Below are 15,014 nucleotides of genomic sequence, written 5' to 3'. Positions count from 1 at the left end.
TGACCGCCTGGGGAGTACGGCCGCAAGGTTAAAACTCAAATGAATTGACGGGGGGCCCGCACAAGCGGTGGAGCATGTGGTTTAATTCGAAGCAACGCGAAGAACCTTACCAGGCCTTGACATCCAATGAACTTTCCAGAGATGGATTGGTGCCTTCGGGAACATTGAGACAGGTGCTGCATGGCTGTCGTCAGCTCGTGTCGTGAGATGTTGGGTTAAGTCCCGTAACGAGCGCAACCCTTGTCCTTAGTTACCAGCACGTAATGGTGGGCACTCTAAGGAGACTGCCGGTGACAAACCGGAGGAAGGTGGGGATGACGTCAAGTCATCATGGCCCTTACGGCCTGGGCTACACACGTGCTACAATGGTCGGTACAGAGGGTTGCCAAGCCGCGAGGTGGAGCTAATCCCACAAAACCGATCGTAGTCCGGATCGCAGTCTGCAACTCGACTGCGTGAAGTCGGAATCGCTAGTAATCGCGAATCAGAATGTCGCGGTGAATACGTTCCCGGGCCTTGTACACACCGCCCGTCACACCATGGGAGTGGGTTGCACCAGAAGTAGCTAGTCTAACCTTCGGGAGGACGGTTACCACGGTGTGATTCATGACTGGGGTGAAGTCGTAACAAGGTAGCCGTAGGGAACCTGCGGCTGGATCACCTCCTTAATCGACGACTCAGCTGCACCATGAGCTCCCACACGAATTGCTTGATTCATTGAAGAAGACGATAAGAAGCAGCCCTAACGGGTTGTAGCTTAATTGGTTAGAGCGCACCCCATGCTTTGTGGTAAAGAGCAGGGTGAGGTCGGCCTTGTAGCTCGAAATTGGGTCTGTAGCTCAGTTGGTTAGAGCGCACCCCTGATAAGGGTGAGGTCGGCAGTTCGAATCTGCCCAGACCCACCAATTTTGTGTGGGAACCTGTAGAAATACGGGGCCATAGCTCAGCTGGGAGAGCGCCTGCCTTGCACGCAGGAGGTCAACGGTTCGATCCCGTTTGGCTCCACCACTACTGCTTCTGTTGTAAGAGCTTAGAAATGAGCATTCCACCGAGACGGTGATGAATGTTGATTTCTAGTCTTTGGCTAGATCGTTCTTTAAAAATTTGGGTATGTGATAGAAAGATAGACTGAACGTTACTTTCACTGGTAACGGATCAGGCTAAGGTAAAATTTGTGAGTTGCTCTTAGAGCAATGCGAATTTTCGGCGAATGTCGTCTTCACAGTATAACCAGATTGCTTGGGGTTATATGGTCAAGTGAAGAAGCGCATACGGTGGATGCCTTGGCAGTCAGAGGCGATGAAAGACGTGGTAGCCTGCGAAAAGCTTCGGGGAGTCGGCAAACAGACTGTGATCCGGAGATGTCTGAATGGGGAACCCAGCCATCATAAGATGGTTATCTTAAGCTGAATACATAGGCTTAAGAGGCGAACCAGGGGAACTGAAACATCTAAGTACCCTGAGGAAAAGAAATCAACCGAGATTCCCTTAGTAGTGGCGAGCGAACGGGGACCAGCCCTTAAGTGGCTTTGAGATTAGCGGAACGCTCTGGAAAGTGCGGCCATAGTGGGTGATAGCCCTGTACGCGAAAATCTCTTGGTCATGAAATCGAGTAGGACGGAGCACGAGAAACTTTGTCTGAATATGGGGGACCATCCTCCAAGGCTAAATACTACTGACTGACCGATAGTGAACTAGTACCGTGAGGGAAAGGCGAAAAGAACCCCGGAGAGGGGAGTGAAATAGATCCTGAAACCGTATGCGTACAAGCAGTGGGAGCCCACTTTGTTGGGTGACTGCGTACCTTTTGTATAATGGGTCAGCGACTTATTTTCAGTGGCGAGCTTAACCGAATAGGGGAGGCGTAGCGAAAGCGAGTCTTAATAGGGCGTCTAGTCGCTGGGAATAGACCCGAAACCGGGCGATCTATCCATGGGCAGGTTGAAGGTTGGGTAACACTAACTGGAGGACCGAACCGACTACCGTTGAAAAGTTAGCGGATGACCTGTGGATCGGAGTGAAAGGCTAATCAAGCTCGGAGATAGCTGGTTCTCCTCGAAAGCTATTTAGGTAGCGCCTCATGTATCACTGTAGGGGGTAGAGCACTGTTTCGGCTAGGGGGTCATCCCGACTTACCAAACCGATGCAAACTCCGAATACCTACAAGTGCCGAGCATGGGAGACACACGGCGGGTGCTAACGTCCGTCGTGAAAAGGGAAACAACCCAGACCGTCAGCTAAGGTCCCAAAGTTATGGTTAAGTGGGAAACGATGTGGGAAGGCTTAGACAGCTAGGAGGTTGGCTTAGAAGCAGCCACCCTTTAAAGAAAGCGTAATAGCTCACTAGTCGAGTCGGCCTGCGCGGAAGATGTAACGGGGCTCAAACCATACACCGAAGCTACGGGTATCACTTAGGTGATGCGGTAGAGGAGCGTTCTGTAAGCCTGTGAAGGTGAGTTGAGAAGCTTGCTGGAGGTATCAGAAGTGCGAATGCTGACATGAGTAACGACAATGGGTGTGAAAAACACCCACGCCGAAAGACCAAGGTTTCCTGCGCAACGTTAATCGACGCAGGGTTAGTCGGTCCCTAAGGCGAGGCTGAAAAGCGTAGTCGATGGAAAACAGGTTAATATTCCTGTACTTCTGGTTATTGCGATGGAGGGACGGAGAAGGCTAGGCCAGCTTGGCGTTGGTTGTCCAAGTTTAAGGTGGTAGGCTGAGATCTTAGGTAAATCCGGGATCTTAAGGCCGAGAGCTGATGACGAGTTACCCTTTGGGTGACGAAGTGGTTGATGCCATGCTTCCAAGAAAAGCTTCTAAGCTTCAGGTAACCAGGAACCGTACCCCAAACCGACACAGGTGGTTGGGTAGAGAATACCAAGGCGCTTGAGAGAACTCGGGTGAAGGAACTAGGCAAAATGGCACCGTAACTTCGGGAGAAGGTGCGCCGGTGAGGGTGAAGCACTTGCTGCGTAAGCCCACGCCGGTCGAAGATACCAGGCCGCTGCGACTGTTTATTAAAAACACAGCACTCTGCAAACACGAAAGTGGACGTATAGGGTGTGACGCCTGCCCGGTGCCGGAAGGTTAATTGATGGGGTTAGCTAACGCGAAGCTCTTGATCGAAGCCCCGGTAAACGGCGGCCGTAACTATAACGGTCCTAAGGTAGCGAAATTCCTTGTCGGGTAAGTTCCGACCTGCACGAATGGCGTAACGATGGCGGCGCTGTCTCCACCCGAGACTCAGTGAAATTGAAATCGCTGTGAAGATGCAGTGTATCCGCGGCTAGACGGAAAGACCCCGTGAACCTTTACTATAGCTTTGCACTGGACTTTGAATTTGCTTGTGTAGGATAGGTGGGAGGCTTTGAAGCGTGGACGCCAGTTCGCGTGGAGCCAACCTTGAAATACCACCCTGGCAACTTTGAGGTTCTAACTCAGGTCCGTTATCCGGATCGAGGACAGTGTATGGTGGGTAGTTTGACTGGGGCGGTCTCCTCCTAAAGAGTAACGGAGGAGTACGAAGGTGCGCTCAGACCGGTCGGAAATCGGTCGTAGAGTATAAAGGCAAAAGCGCGCTTGACTGCGAGACAGACACGTCGAGCAGGTACGAAAGTAGGTCTTAGTGATCCGGTGGTTCTGTATGGAAGGGCCATCGCTCAACGGATAAAAGGTACTCCGGGGATAACAGGCTGATACCGCCCAAGAGTTCATATCGACGGCGGTGTTTGGCACCTCGATGTCGGCTCATCACATCCTGGGGCTGAAGCCGGTCCCAAGGGTATGGCTGTTCGCCATTTAAAGTGGTACGCGAGCTGGGTTTAGAACGTCGTGAGACAGTTCGGTCCCTATCTGCCGTGGACGTTTGAGATTTGAGAGGGGCTGCTCCTAGTACGAGAGGACCGGAGTGGACGAACCTCTGGTGTTCCGGTTGTCACGCCAGTGGCATTGCCGGGTAGCTATGTTCGGAATAGATAACCGCTGAAAGCATCTAAGCGGGAAACTAGCCTCAAGATGAGATCTCACTGGGACCTTGAGTCCCCTGAAGGGCCGTCGAAGACTACGACGTTGATAGGTCGGGTGTGTAAGCGCTGTGAGGCGTTGAGCTAACCGATACTAATTGCCCGTGAGGCTTGACCATATAACACCCAAGCAATTTGCGTCGAAAGGCCAGATTGCGGTGTGTGAAGACGCAATGAACCGAAAGTTCGCACAACACACAAATCTATTACATACCCAATTTGCTGAAGCGTCGAAAGACGGTTCGGTACCCGAATTTCTTGACGACCATAGAGCATTGGAACCACCTGATCCCATCCCGAACTCAGCAGTGAAACGATGCATCGCCGATGGTAGTGTGGGGTTTCCCCATGTGAGAGTAGGTCATCGTCAAGATTAAATTCCGAAACCCCTATCTGCGTATGCAGGTAGGGGTTTTGTTTTGTGCGCGGAAAAATCTGTCTTGCCGGATTTCTATGCAACTGCCCAGGGCGTGGCTATTATGCGGGGCTCATTGTAAGGCGAGACTTGCATGCTGACGTTGTTAAAGCTTCTTAAAGATGGTCGATTCCATTCGGGGCAAGCGCTGGGCGCCGCCTTGGGTGTTAGTCGCAGTGCTGTATGGAAGCAGCTTCAGCAGCTGGAGGCTGAGCTGGGGTTGTCCATTCATAAGGTTCGAGGACGCGGATATCAGTTGGCTGCACCTCTGACGCTACTTGACCCTGTTGAGATCGGGCGATTAGCGCCATCTTGTGACTGGCCTGTCCTGGTTTTCGATTCAATCGATTCCACGAATGCTGAAGGCTTGCGTGCCATCGAGCGGCTTCAGGCTGCGCCCTTTCTAGTGCTCGCCGAGCGGCAGACAGCCGGTCGCGGACGGCGGGGGCGGAAGTGGGCGAGTCCATTCGCAGAAAATATCTATTACAGCCTGGTGTTGCGTGTTGAAGGTGGAATGCGGCAGCTGGAAGGATTGAGTCTTGTTGTCGGGCTCGCCGTCATGCACGCCTTGCGCGAGCTTGGTGTTCCGGGTGTGGGTTTGAAATGGCCCAACGATGTCCTGGTAGGCCAAAAGAAGATTGCCGGAATATTGTTGGAGTTGGTCGGGGATCCTGCAGATGTGTGTCATGTGGTGCTGGGCGTCGGTATTAATGTAAACATGCAGATGACTGATGAGGTGGACCAGCAGTGGACGTCCATGCGTCTTGAGTCGGGCAAGATGTTTGATCGCAATCGCTTGGTTGCGGAGCTCGGCATGACGCTACAAAAGTATTTGGCGCGTCATCAAGCGGGCGGTTTTTGCGCAATACAGGCTGAGTGGGAGCAGAATCATCTGTGGCAGGGGCGCGCGGTATCGTTGATTGCTGGAGTCAACCAGATAGATGGTGAAGTGCTGGGTATCGATAGTCAGGGCGCCTTGCGCCTGAAGGTGGATGGTGTGGAAAAAGTCTTCAGCGGCGGTGAGCTGAGCCTGAGGTTGCGCAATGATTCTTGAGCTCGACTGCGGAAATAGTTTCATCAAGTGGCGCGTGCTCGATGCGAACGCCCGGCGAGTGGTAGGTGAGGGGGTCGTTGATTCAGACCTGGCGTTGCTGGAAGGCTTGAAGTCGCTCAACGGCCTGTCCCTGAGGTTTTGCCGGGTGGTCAGTGTCAGGACGGTCGAGGAGACCGACGTATTGAGCGATCTGTTGAGGGAATCCTTTGGTGTGTCGGTGGTCTGTGCAGCGCCGGCGCGGGAAACCTCCGGCGTTCATAATGGCTATGAGGATTTCGAGCGGTTGGGGCTCGATCGCTGGCTTGCGTTGCTCGGTGGATTTCATCTGGCTGCGGGTGCTTGCCTTGTGCTTGATTTCGGTACGGCTGTTACCGCTGACTTCGTTGCCAGGGATGGTGAGCACCTCGGTGGGTTCATATGTCCGGGGATGCCGTTGATGCGCAACCAGCTTCGTACTCATACCCGCAAGATTCGTTATGGTGATGTTGCCGCTGAGCGTGCTCTGGAAAGTCTTGTTCCGGGTCGCACAACCGTCGAAGCCGTGGAGCGCGGCTGCCTGCTAATGCTTCGAGGTTTTGTGCACACTCAGCTGGAAATGGCGCGCAGCTATTGGGGGGAGGAGTTTGCGGTGTTCCTCACCGGTGGTGATGCGGCTTTGGTCTCCGAGATCGTGCCGGAAGCCAGGGTGGTTCCGGATCTGGTGTTTGTCGGCTTGGCCATGGCGTGCCCTTTGTCCTGAGGTCTTTATGCGTTGGTTGTTTCTGCTGCTGCTTGTTCTCAATGTGTTTTATTACATCTGGCATCAGCAAGAGGCTCCTCTGCGTGCGAAGGATGTAACGCCGTTGAGTTTATATCGGGGGGGCCAGCAGGATATTCGCCTGTTGAGTGAGGCGCCTGATACGGCCCCAGACAAAGGAAGGGTCGCCCAGGCGGATGCCAGTTGCCTGTATCTGGGTGGTTTTGCTAGCCAGGACGTCGCTCAGGGGCTTGAGCGGAGGTTAAGTGGTATGGATGTCAAGTTTCAGACTTTGCCCAGAGGTAGCTCTGAATCCACCGGTTACTGGGTACGTGTAGCCCCGGAAAGCAGGCGCTGGCTGGATGACTTGCAGTTGCAAAACCTTTCTAAAGAATTCAATGAGTTAAAACATAAAATAATGCCTTGCGAGGGGGTTGCGCCCGCCGAATAGTTTGCATAGAATGGCGCCCGCTCCACAGTGAAGACCAAAAGCGGTAATCAGTGTGAAGCGAGGTCAACGCAGCTAACCTCAGGTTTTTAATGAGAAAATGCTTGACAGAAGGCTGGCATGATATAGAATGCCGGCTCGCTTAGGAGGGGTTCCCGAGCGGCCAAAGGGATCAGACTGTAAATCTGACGTCTACGACTTCGAAGGTTCGAATCCTTCCCCCTCCACCATTTTAGCGAGAGCTGCAAGCCTCGCGGGTATAGTTTAGTGGTAGAACCTCAGCCTTCCAAGCTGATGATGCGGGTTCGATTCCCGCTACCCGCTCCAAGTTTGCAGGTTTTGCACGATGTTACGCTCTTGTAGCTCAGTTGGTAGAGCACACCCTTGGTAAGGGTGAGGTCAGCGGTTCAAATCCGCTCAAGAGCTCCATATAACAAGGCAGATATGAAAATATCTGCCTTTGTTTTAAGGGTTGGCGGTTGCGCTTCGTTGTCTGTGAGTGTGATCGTGCGGTCGGTGTTGGTGTTGTGGCCAGGGCGATCGAGCAAGTTGTTGTAATGTCTTCTTCGGGTCGGCATAATGGTCGGCCTGATTTTGTTTTAGGTCAGTAGCTCAATTGGCAGAGCGACGGTCTCCAAAACCGTAGGTTGGGGGTTCGATTCCCTCCTGACCTGCCAGATTCACCAGGTGTGTCTGGCTTTCTTTTCACAGGATCTTCATAGATGACTCCTAAAGCTGAAGCTCAAGGCTCTCGCTTCGACCTGCTCAAGTGGCTAGTAGTAGTCGCTTTGGTGGTTGTTGGCGTTGTTGGTAATCAGTATTACTCTGCTTCGCCGATCCTGTACCGCGTGCTTGCATTGCTTGTCATTGCTGCTGTAGCTGCCTTTGTAGGCTTGCAGACGGTTAAGGGCAAGTCTTTCTTTGTGCTGGTTAAGGAAGCGCGCACCGAAATTCGTAAAGTCGTATGGCCAACTCGCCAAGAGACCACGCAGACCACGTTGATCGTTGTCGCTGTTGTTCTGGTTATGGCGCTGCTGTTGTGGGGGCTTGATTCCCTGCTCGGTTGGCTTGTTTCCTTGATTGTCGGCTAAGGGTGTCCCGTGGCTAAGCGTTGGTATGTTGTGCATGCTTACTCGGGTTACGAGAAGCATGTCATGCGCTCGCTGATTGAGCGCGTAAAGCTGGCTGGCATGGAAGATGGCTTCGGCGAAATTCTGGTTCCCACTGAAGAAGTGGTTGAAATGCGTAATGGCCAGAAGCGTAAAAGCGAACGCAAGTTCTTCCCGGGTTATGTGCTGGTTCAGATGGACATGAATGAGGGTACTTGGCACTTGGTCAAGGATACTCCTCGGGTGATGGGTTTCATTGGTGGTACTGCTGATAAGCCGGCGCCGATCACTGATAAAGAAGCGGAAGCGATTCTGCGTCGCGTCGCTGATGGTAGCGACAAGCCGAAGCCGAAGACGTTGTTCGAGCCGGGCGAGTCGGTGCGTGTCAACGATGGTCCGTTTGCCGATTTCACTGGCACGGTCGAAGAGGTTAACTACGAGAAGAGCCGGATCCAGGTCGCAGTGCTCATTTTCGGTCGCTCTACCCCGGTAGAGTTGGAGTTCAGTCAGGTCGAAAAGGTCTAGCTGGGCAAGCATCCCAACCCCGCAGCCCTAGGCTGTGGGGTTTTGTCGTCACTGGGATAAACGCGCAAGTAACCGGGGAGCCTTTCGAGGCGTTTGAACCCGTAATTGGAGTGCCTCATGGCCAAGAAGATTACCGCTTACATCAAGCTGCAAGTGAAGGCCGCTCAGGCTAACCCAAGTCCACCTGTTGGTCCTGCTCTGGGTCAGCACGGCGTGAACATCATGGAATTCTGCAAGGCTTTCAACGCCCGTACTCAGGGTCTTGAGCCAGGTCTGCCGACTCCAGTGATCATCACTGTCTACAGCGACCGTAGCTTCACATTCGAAACCAAATCCACCCCTGCTTCGGTATTGCTGAAGAAGGCGGCCGGTCTGACCAGCGGTTCCGCTCGTCCGAACACCGTTAAGGTTGGCACCGTGACCCGTGCTCAGCTGGAAGAAATCGCGAAAACCAAAAACGCGGATCTGACTGCAGCTGATATGGATGCAGCCGTGCGTACTATCGCCGGTTCTGCTCGTAGCATGGGCCTTAACGTGGAGGGTGTGTAATGGCTAAGCTGACCAAGCGTCAAAAGGCTATCGCCGGCAAAATCGAAGCAGGCAAGGCCTACAACTTTGTAGACGCCGCTGCACTGCTGGCTGAGCTGTCGACTGTCAAGTTCAGCGAGTCGTTCGACGTTGCTGTAAACCTGGGTGTTGACCCGCGTAAATCCGACCAGGTCGTTCGTAGCGCTACCGTGCTGCCACACGGCACTGGCAAGACCGTTCGTGTTGCCGTGTTCACTCAGGGTCCAGCTGCTGAAGCCGCTCTGGCTGCCGGCGCTGACCGCGTGGGCATGGACGACCTGGCTGCCGAAATGAAGGGCGGCGACCTGAACTATGACGTAGTGATCGCATCCCCGGATGCCATGCGCGTTGTAGGTCAGTTGGGTCAGATCCTCGGTCCACGTGGTCTGATGCCTAACCCTAAAGTCGGCACCGTAACGCCAGACGTAGCCACCGCGGTTAAAAACGCCAAGGCTGGTCAGGTTCGTTATCGCACCGATAAAAACGGCATCATTCACACTTCCGTTGGCAAGATCGGCTTCGACGCCGTCAAGCTGAAGGAAAACGTTGAAGCCCTGATCGCTGATCTGAAGCGTATCAAGCCAGCTTCTTCGAAAGGCATTTACGTCAAGCGCGTTACCCTGAGCACCACCATGGGCCCAGGTCTGGTCATCGACCAGAGCTCGCTGGACGCGTAAGACAAAAGTTGGCGCAGTTTATTGCGCTAATTTAAAGATTGGGGTCCCTGCCTGGCGGGGGCTATCCAAGACCGTAGGCGACGCAAGTCTTAAACCTCAAGCCTACGCAGATGGTGCTCCCGGTTCCTTACCGAATCAGACACCAAAACGACATCTGGCCTTGGCCAGATGAAACGGTAACAAGCAGGAGTTAAACCCGTGGCAATTAATCTCGAAGACAAGAAGGCCATCGTCGCTGAAGTCAACGAGGCTGCCAAAGCTGCTCTGTCCGCTGTCGTGGCTGATGCCCGTGGTGTGACAGTAGGCGCTATGACCGGACTCCGTAAAGAGGCTCGTGAAGCTGGCGTTTACGTACGTGTTGTACGTAACACCCTGCTAAAGCGCGCTGTTGCTGACACTGAATACAGTGTCCTCAACGACGTGTTCACCGGCCCGACCTTGATCGCGTTCTCCTCCCAACATCCTGGCGCTGCTGCCCGTTTGTTCAAGGAATTCGCTAAAGGTCAGGACAAGTTCGAGATCAAGGCAGCTGCGTTCGAGGGCAAGTTCCTCGCAGCTAACCAAATCGACGTACTGGCAACTCTGCCGACCCGTGACGAAGCAATTTCTCAGCTGATGAGCGTGATTCAAGGCGCTACCAGCAAATTGGCTCGTACTCTGGCGGCAATTCGCGACCAGAAAGAAGCTGCTGCAGCCTAAGGCTCGTCAACTTCTCGCGTTTTTTGTTTTTTTCGATGGTCGCGTAGGCCGTCCCCAATATCAGGAATTAGATTCATGTCTATCTCTCAGAACGATATCCTTGAAGCAGTTGGCAGCATGTCCGTAATGGAAGTTGTTGAGCTGATCAAAGCTTTCGAAGAAAAATTCGGTGTTACCGCTGCTGCTGCTTCGGCTGGTCCAGCTGCTGCTGCCGCTGTTGTTGAAGAGCAAACTGAATTCAACGTCATGCTGACCGAAGCTGGCGAGAAGAAAGTTAACGTGATCAAGGCAGTACGTGAACTGACCGGTCTGGGCCTGAAAGAAGCCAAGGCAGTAGTTGACGGCGCTCCTGGCATCGTTCTGGAAGCTGTTTCGAAAGACGCAGCTGACAAAGCAAAAGCCACTCTGGAAGAAGCAGGCGCTAAAGTCGAGCTGAAGTAAGCATCGACTTTGCACCTCCAGCCCGAGCGTAAAGCGAAAGGCTGATGGCTGGTGGCTCATGCCACCGGCCTTTTTCCGTTATTGGCGGCCGACTGGGTCGGTGCTGATGGCGAGCTGTAACCACCCGATGCGGTGGCGCAAACCATGGGGTTTGCACGATTTTCTGGCTGCTCCCGTCGGGAGGGCCAAACAAGCAGGTGACCAAGCTGGGGAACGCTGATGGCTTACTCATATACTGAGAAAAAACGTATCCGCAAGGACTTTAGCAAGTTGCCGGACGTAATGGATGTGCCTTACCTCCTGGCCATCCAGCTGGATTCGTATCGTGAATTCTTGCAAGCGGGAGCGACTAAAGATCAGTTCCGCGACGTGGGCCTGCATGCGGCCTTCAAATCCGTTTTCCCGATCATCAGCTACTCCGGCAATGCTGCGCTGGAGTACGTCGGTTATCGCCTGGGCGAACCGGCATTTGATGTCAAAGAATGCGTATTGCGCGGTGTAACTTACGCCGTACCTTTGCGGGTAAAAGTGCGCCTGATCATTTTCGACAAAGAGTCGTCGAACAAAGCGATCAAGGACATCAAAGAGCAAGAAGTCTACATGGGTGAAATCCCCCTGATGACTGAAAACGGTACCTTCGTAATCAACGGTACCGAGCGTGTAATCGTTTCCCAGCTGCACCGTTCCCCGGGCGTGTTCTTCGACCACGACCGTGGCAAGACGCACAGCTCCGGTAAACTGCTTTACTCCGCGCGCATCATTCCTTACCGCGGTTCTTGGCTGGACTTCGAGTTCGATCCGAAAGACTGTGTATTCGTGCGTATCGACCGTCGTCGCAAGCTGCCTGCATCGGTACTGCTGCGCGCGCTCGGCTATACCACTGAAGAAGTGCTGGACGCGTTCTACACCACCAACGTATTCCACGTGAAAGGCGAAAACCTGAGCCTGGAACTGGTGCCTCAGCGCCTGCGCGGTGAAATCGCGGCCCTGGACATCCTGGACGACAAAGGCAAGGTTATTGTCGAGCAGGGTCGTCGTATTACCGCTCGCCACATCAACCAGCTGGAAAAAGCCGGGATCAAAGAGCTGGAAGTGCCCCTGGACTACGTCCTGGGTCGCACCACCGCCAAGGTCATTGTGCATCCGGCAACCGGTGAAATTCTTGCAGAGTGTAATACTGAGCTGAGCACCGAGATCCTGGCGAAAATCGCCAAGTCCGGGGTTGTTCGTATCGAAACTCTGTACACCAACGACATCGACTGCGGTCCGTTCGTCTCCGACACGTTGAAGATCGACTCCACCAGCAACCAACTGGAAGCGCTGGTCGAGATCTATCGCATGATGCGTCCTGGCGAGCCGCCAACCAAAGACGCTGCCGAAACGCTGTTCAACAACCTGTTCTTCAGCCCTGAGCGCTATGACCTGTCTGCGGTCGGCCGGATGAAGTTCAACCGTCGTATCGGGCGTACCGAAATCGAAGGTTCTGGCGTGTTGTGCAAAGAAGACATCGTCGCGGTACTGAAGACTCTGGTCGACATACGTAACGGTAAAGGCATCGTCGATGACATCGACCACTTGGGTAACCGTCGTGTTCGTTGTGTAGGCGAGATGGCCGAGAACCAGTTCCGCGTTGGCCTGGTACGTGTTGAGCGTGCGGTCAAAGAGCGTCTGTCGATGGCTGAAAGCGAAGGCCTGATGCCGCAAGACCTGATCAACGCCAAGCCAGTGGCTGCGGCGGTGAAAGAGTTCTTCGGTTCCAGCCAGCTGTCCCAGTTCATGGACCAGAACAACCCGCTGTCCGAGATCACCCACAAACGTCGTGTGTCTGCACTCGGCCCTGGCGGTCTGACTCGTGAGCGTGCCGGCTTTGAGGTTCGTGACGTACACCCGACGCACTACGGTCGTGTTTGCCCGATCGAAACGCCGGAAGGTCCAAACATCGGTCTGATCAACTCCCTGGCCGCCTATGCGCGCACCAACCAGTACGGCTTCCTCGAGAGCCCGTACCGTGTGGTGAAAGACGCTCTGGTTACCGACGAGATCGTGTTCCTGTCCGCCATCGAAGAAGCTGATCACGTGATCGCTCAGGCTTCGGCCACGATGAACGACAAGAAAGTCCTGATCGACGAGCTGGTAGCTGTTCGTCACCTGAACGAATTCACCGTCAAGGCGCCGGAAGACGTCACCCTGATGGACGTATCGCCGAAACAGGTAGTTTCGGTTGCAGCGTCGCTGATCCCGTTCCTCGAGCACGACGACGCCAACCGTGCGTTGATGGGTTCGAACATGCAGCGTCAAGCTGTACCAACCCTGCGCGCTGACAAGCCGCTGGTAGGTACCGGCATGGAGCGTAACGTAGCCCGTGACTCCGGCGTTTGCGTCGTGGCTCGTCGTGGCGGCGTGATTGACTCTGTCGACGCCAGCCGTATTGTGGTTCGTGTTGCCGATGACGAAGTTGAAACCGGCGAAGCTGGTGTAGACATCTACAACCTGACCAAATACACCCGCTCCAACCAGAACACCTGCATCAACCAGCGTCCGCTGGTCCGTAAAGGTGATCGGGTTCAGCGTAGCGACATCATGGCCGATGGTCCGTCCACCGATATGGGTGAACTGGCTCTGGGTCAGAACATGCGCATCGCGTTCATGGCATGGAACGGCTTCAACTTCGAAGACTCCATCTGCCTGTCCGAGCGTGTGGTTCAGGAAGATCGTTTCACCACGATCCACATTCAGGAACTGACCTGTGTGGCGCGTGACACCAAGCTTGGGCCAGAGGAAATCACTGCGGACATCCCGAACGTGGGTGAAGCTGCACTGAACAAGCTGGACGAAGCCGGTATCGTTTACGTAGGTGCTGAAGTTGGCGCAGGCGACATCCTGGTTGGTAAGGTCACTCCGAAAGGCGAGACCCAACTGACTCCGGAAGAAAAACTGCTGCGTGCGATCTTCGGTGAGAAAGCCAGCGACGTTAAAGACACCTCCCTGCGCGTACCTACCGGTACCAAGGGTACTGTCATCGACGTGCAGGTCTTCACCCGCGACGGCGTTGAGCGTGATGCTCGTGCCCTGTCGATCGAGAAGTCCCAGCTCGACGAGATCCGCAAGGACTTGAACGAAGAGTTCCGAATCGTCGAAGGCGCTACTTTCGAACGTCTGCGTTCCGCTCTGGTCGGCCACAAAGCCGAAGGCGGCGCCGGCCTGAAGAAAGGTCAGGACATCACCGACGAAGTGCTGGACGGTCTTGAGCATGGTCAGTGGTTCAAACTGCGCATGGCTGAAGATGCTCTGAACGAGCAGCTCGAGAAGGCTCAGGCCTACATCGTTGATCGTCGCCGTCTGCTGGACGACAAGTTCGAAGACAAGAAGCGCAAACTGCAGCAGGGCGATGACCTTGCTCCTGGCGTGCTGAAAATCGTCAAGGTTTACCTGGCAATCCGTCGTCGCATCCAGCCGGGCGACAAGATGGCCGGTCGTCACGGTAACAAAGGTGTGGTCTCTGTGATCATGCCGGTTGAAGACATGCCGCACGATGCCAATGGCACCCCGGTCGACGTCGTCCTCAACCCGTTGGGCGTACCTTCGCGTATGAACGTCGGTCAGATCCTCGAAACCCACCTGGGCCTCGCGGCCAAAGGTCTGGGCGAGAAGATCAACCGCATGGTTGAAGAGCAGCGTAAAGTTGCCGAGCTGCGCAAGTTCCTGCACGAGATCTACAACGAGATCGGTGGTCGTCAGGAAAGCCTCGATGACTTCTCCGACCAGGAAATCCTGGATCTGGCTCAAAACCTGCGTGGCGGCGTTCCGATGGCCACTCCAGTGTTCGACGGCGCCAAGGAAAGTGAAATCAAGGCCATGCTGAAACTGGCAGACCTGCCAGAAAGCGGCCAGATGCAGCTGACTGACGGCCGTACCGGCAACAAGTTCGAGCGCCCGGTTACCGTTGGCTACATGTACATGCTGAAGCTGAACCACTTGGTAGACGACAAGATGCACGCGCGTTCTACCGGTTCGTACAGCCTGGTTACCCAGCAGCCGCTGGGTGGTAAGGCGCAGTTCGGTGGTCAGCGTTTCGGGGAGATGGAGGTCTGGGCGCTGGAAGCATACGGTGCCGCTTACACTCTGCAAGAAATGCTCACAGTGAAGTCGGACGATGTGAACGGCCGTACCAAGATGTACAAAAACATCGTGGATGGCGATCACCGTATGGAGCCGGGCATGCCCGAGTCCTTCAACGTGTTGATCAAGGAAATTCGTTCCCTCGGCATCGATATCGATCTGGAAACCGAATAACACGTGACGCGAATCGAGAGCGGGGCAG

General features: G+C 54.4%; 10 protein-coding genes, 6 tRNA genes and 3 rRNA genes. All 19 read left to right on the top strand.

Going from position 1 to position 15,014, the window contains the following annotated elements; translation table 11 throughout:
• A 16S ribosomal RNA gene (locus tag CES87_RS10810) occupies nt 1–668 on the top strand; the annotation flags it as partial.
• Between the two features lie 160 nt (nt 669–828).
• A tRNA-Ile gene (locus tag CES87_RS10805) sits at nt 829–905 on the top strand.
• 27 nt (nt 906–932) lie between these two features.
• Nucleotides 933–1,008: transfer RNA gene (locus CES87_RS10800), tRNA-Ala, on the top strand.
• Between the two features lie 243 nt (nt 1,009–1,251).
• Nucleotides 1,252–4,141 (top strand): 23S ribosomal RNA (locus CES87_RS10795).
• Nucleotides 4,142–4,279: 138 nt separating this feature from the next.
• Nucleotides 4,280–4,395, top strand: a 5S ribosomal RNA gene (gene rrf / locus CES87_RS10790).
• Nucleotides 4,396–4,531: 136 nt separating this feature from the next.
• Nucleotides 4,532–5,491 carry a bifunctional biotin--[acetyl-CoA-carboxylase] ligase/biotin operon repressor BirA gene (gene birA / locus CES87_RS10785; protein WP_128606099.1) on the top strand — a complete coding sequence of 320 codons (960 nt, stop codon included), beginning with the start codon at nt 4,532–4,534 and terminating at the stop codon, nt 5,489–5,491.
• On the top strand, nt 5,481–6,230 hold the full coding sequence (locus tag CES87_RS10780; protein ID WP_128606098.1) for a pantothenate kinase: 750 nt from the start codon (nt 5,481–5,483) through the stop codon (nt 6,228–6,230). The genes birA and CES87_RS10780 overlap by 11 nt, the downstream gene beginning before the upstream one ends.
• 7 nt (nt 6,231–6,237) lie before the next feature.
• Entirely contained in the window at nt 6,238–6,678 is a 441-nt protein-coding gene (locus CES87_RS10775; protein ID WP_128606097.1) for a hypothetical protein, read from the top strand.
• Nucleotides 6,679–6,820: 142 nt separating this feature from the next.
• Nucleotides 6,821–6,905: transfer RNA gene (locus tag CES87_RS10770), tRNA-Tyr, on the top strand.
• Nucleotides 6,906–6,928: 23 nt separating this feature from the next.
• A tRNA-Gly gene (locus CES87_RS10765) sits at nt 6,929–7,002 on the top strand.
• Nucleotides 7,003–7,028: 26 nt separating this feature from the next.
• Nucleotides 7,029–7,104, top strand: a tRNA-Thr gene (locus CES87_RS10760).
• Nucleotides 7,105–7,276: 172 nt separating this feature from the next.
• Nucleotides 7,277–7,352 (top strand) — tRNA-Trp (locus CES87_RS10755).
• 45 nt (nt 7,353–7,397) lie between these two features.
• Entirely contained in the window at nt 7,398–7,766 is a 369-nt protein-coding gene (gene secE, locus CES87_RS10750) for a preprotein translocase subunit SecE (RefSeq protein WP_007896620.1), read from the top strand.
• A 9-nt stretch (nt 7,767–7,775) separates the two neighbouring features.
• Complete coding sequence (gene nusG, locus CES87_RS10745; RefSeq protein ID WP_007933727.1) at nt 7,776–8,309, top strand: transcription termination/antitermination protein NusG; 534 nt, start codon at nt 7,776–7,778, stop codon at nt 8,307–8,309.
• Between the two features lie 117 nt (nt 8,310–8,426).
• Nucleotides 8,427–8,858, top strand: coding sequence for a 50S ribosomal protein L11 (gene rplK, locus CES87_RS10740; RefSeq protein WP_003176435.1), 432 nt, complete (start codon nt 8,427–8,429; stop codon nt 8,856–8,858).
• Nucleotides 8,858–9,553 carry a 50S ribosomal protein L1 gene (gene rplA, locus CES87_RS10735; RefSeq protein WP_003186095.1) on the top strand — a complete coding sequence of 232 codons (696 nt, stop codon included), beginning with the start codon at nt 8,858–8,860 and terminating at the stop codon, nt 9,551–9,553. Before rplK ends, rplA begins: the two co-directional genes overlap by 1 nt.
• 198 nt (nt 9,554–9,751) lie before the next feature.
• Nucleotides 9,752–10,252, top strand: a complete 501-nt coding sequence (gene rplJ / locus CES87_RS10730; RefSeq protein WP_128606096.1) for a 50S ribosomal protein L10 — start codon at nt 9,752–9,754, stop codon at nt 10,250–10,252.
• Between the two features lie 75 nt (nt 10,253–10,327).
• Entirely contained in the window at nt 10,328–10,693 is a 366-nt protein-coding gene (gene rplL / locus CES87_RS10725; protein ID WP_128606095.1) for a 50S ribosomal protein L7/L12, read from the top strand.
• A gap of 219 nt (nt 10,694–10,912) precedes the next feature.
• Entirely contained in the window at nt 10,913–14,986 is a 4,074-nt protein-coding gene (rpoB, locus tag CES87_RS10720; protein ID WP_128606094.1) for a DNA-directed RNA polymerase subunit beta, read from the top strand.
• Nucleotides 14,987–15,014: the final 28 nt, after the last annotated feature.

This window comes from Pseudomonas sp. ERMR1:02 (assembly GCF_002277815.1).
Lineage (GTDB): Bacteria > Pseudomonadota > Gammaproteobacteria > Pseudomonadales > Pseudomonadaceae > Aquipseudomonas.
Note: the sequence above shows the minus strand (reverse complement) of the source record. Positions and strands in the feature narration are given on the sequence as shown.

Coding starts and splice junctions, on each gene's coding strand:
- birA (WP_128606099.1), top strand. CDS start 4,532: ATGCTGACGTTGTTAAAGCTTCTTAAAGATGGTCGATTCCATTCGGGG.
- rplK (WP_003176435.1), top strand. CDS start 8,427: ATGGCCAAGAAGATTACCGCTTACATCAAGCTGCAAGTGAAGGCCGCT.
- rplA (WP_003186095.1), top strand. CDS start 8,858: ATGGCTAAGCTGACCAAGCGTCAAAAGGCTATCGCCGGCAAAATCGAA.
- rplL (WP_128606095.1), top strand. CDS start 10,328: ATGTCTATCTCTCAGAACGATATCCTTGAAGCAGTTGGCAGCATGTCC.
- secE (WP_007896620.1), top strand. CDS start 7,398: ATGACTCCTAAAGCTGAAGCTCAAGGCTCTCGCTTCGACCTGCTCAAG.
- CES87_RS10775 (WP_128606097.1), top strand. CDS start 6,238: ATGCGTTGGTTGTTTCTGCTGCTGCTTGTTCTCAATGTGTTTTATTAC.
- CES87_RS10780 (WP_128606098.1), top strand. CDS start 5,481: ATGATTCTTGAGCTCGACTGCGGAAATAGTTTCATCAAGTGGCGCGTG.
- rpoB (WP_128606094.1), top strand. CDS start 10,913: ATGGCTTACTCATATACTGAGAAAAAACGTATCCGCAAGGACTTTAGC.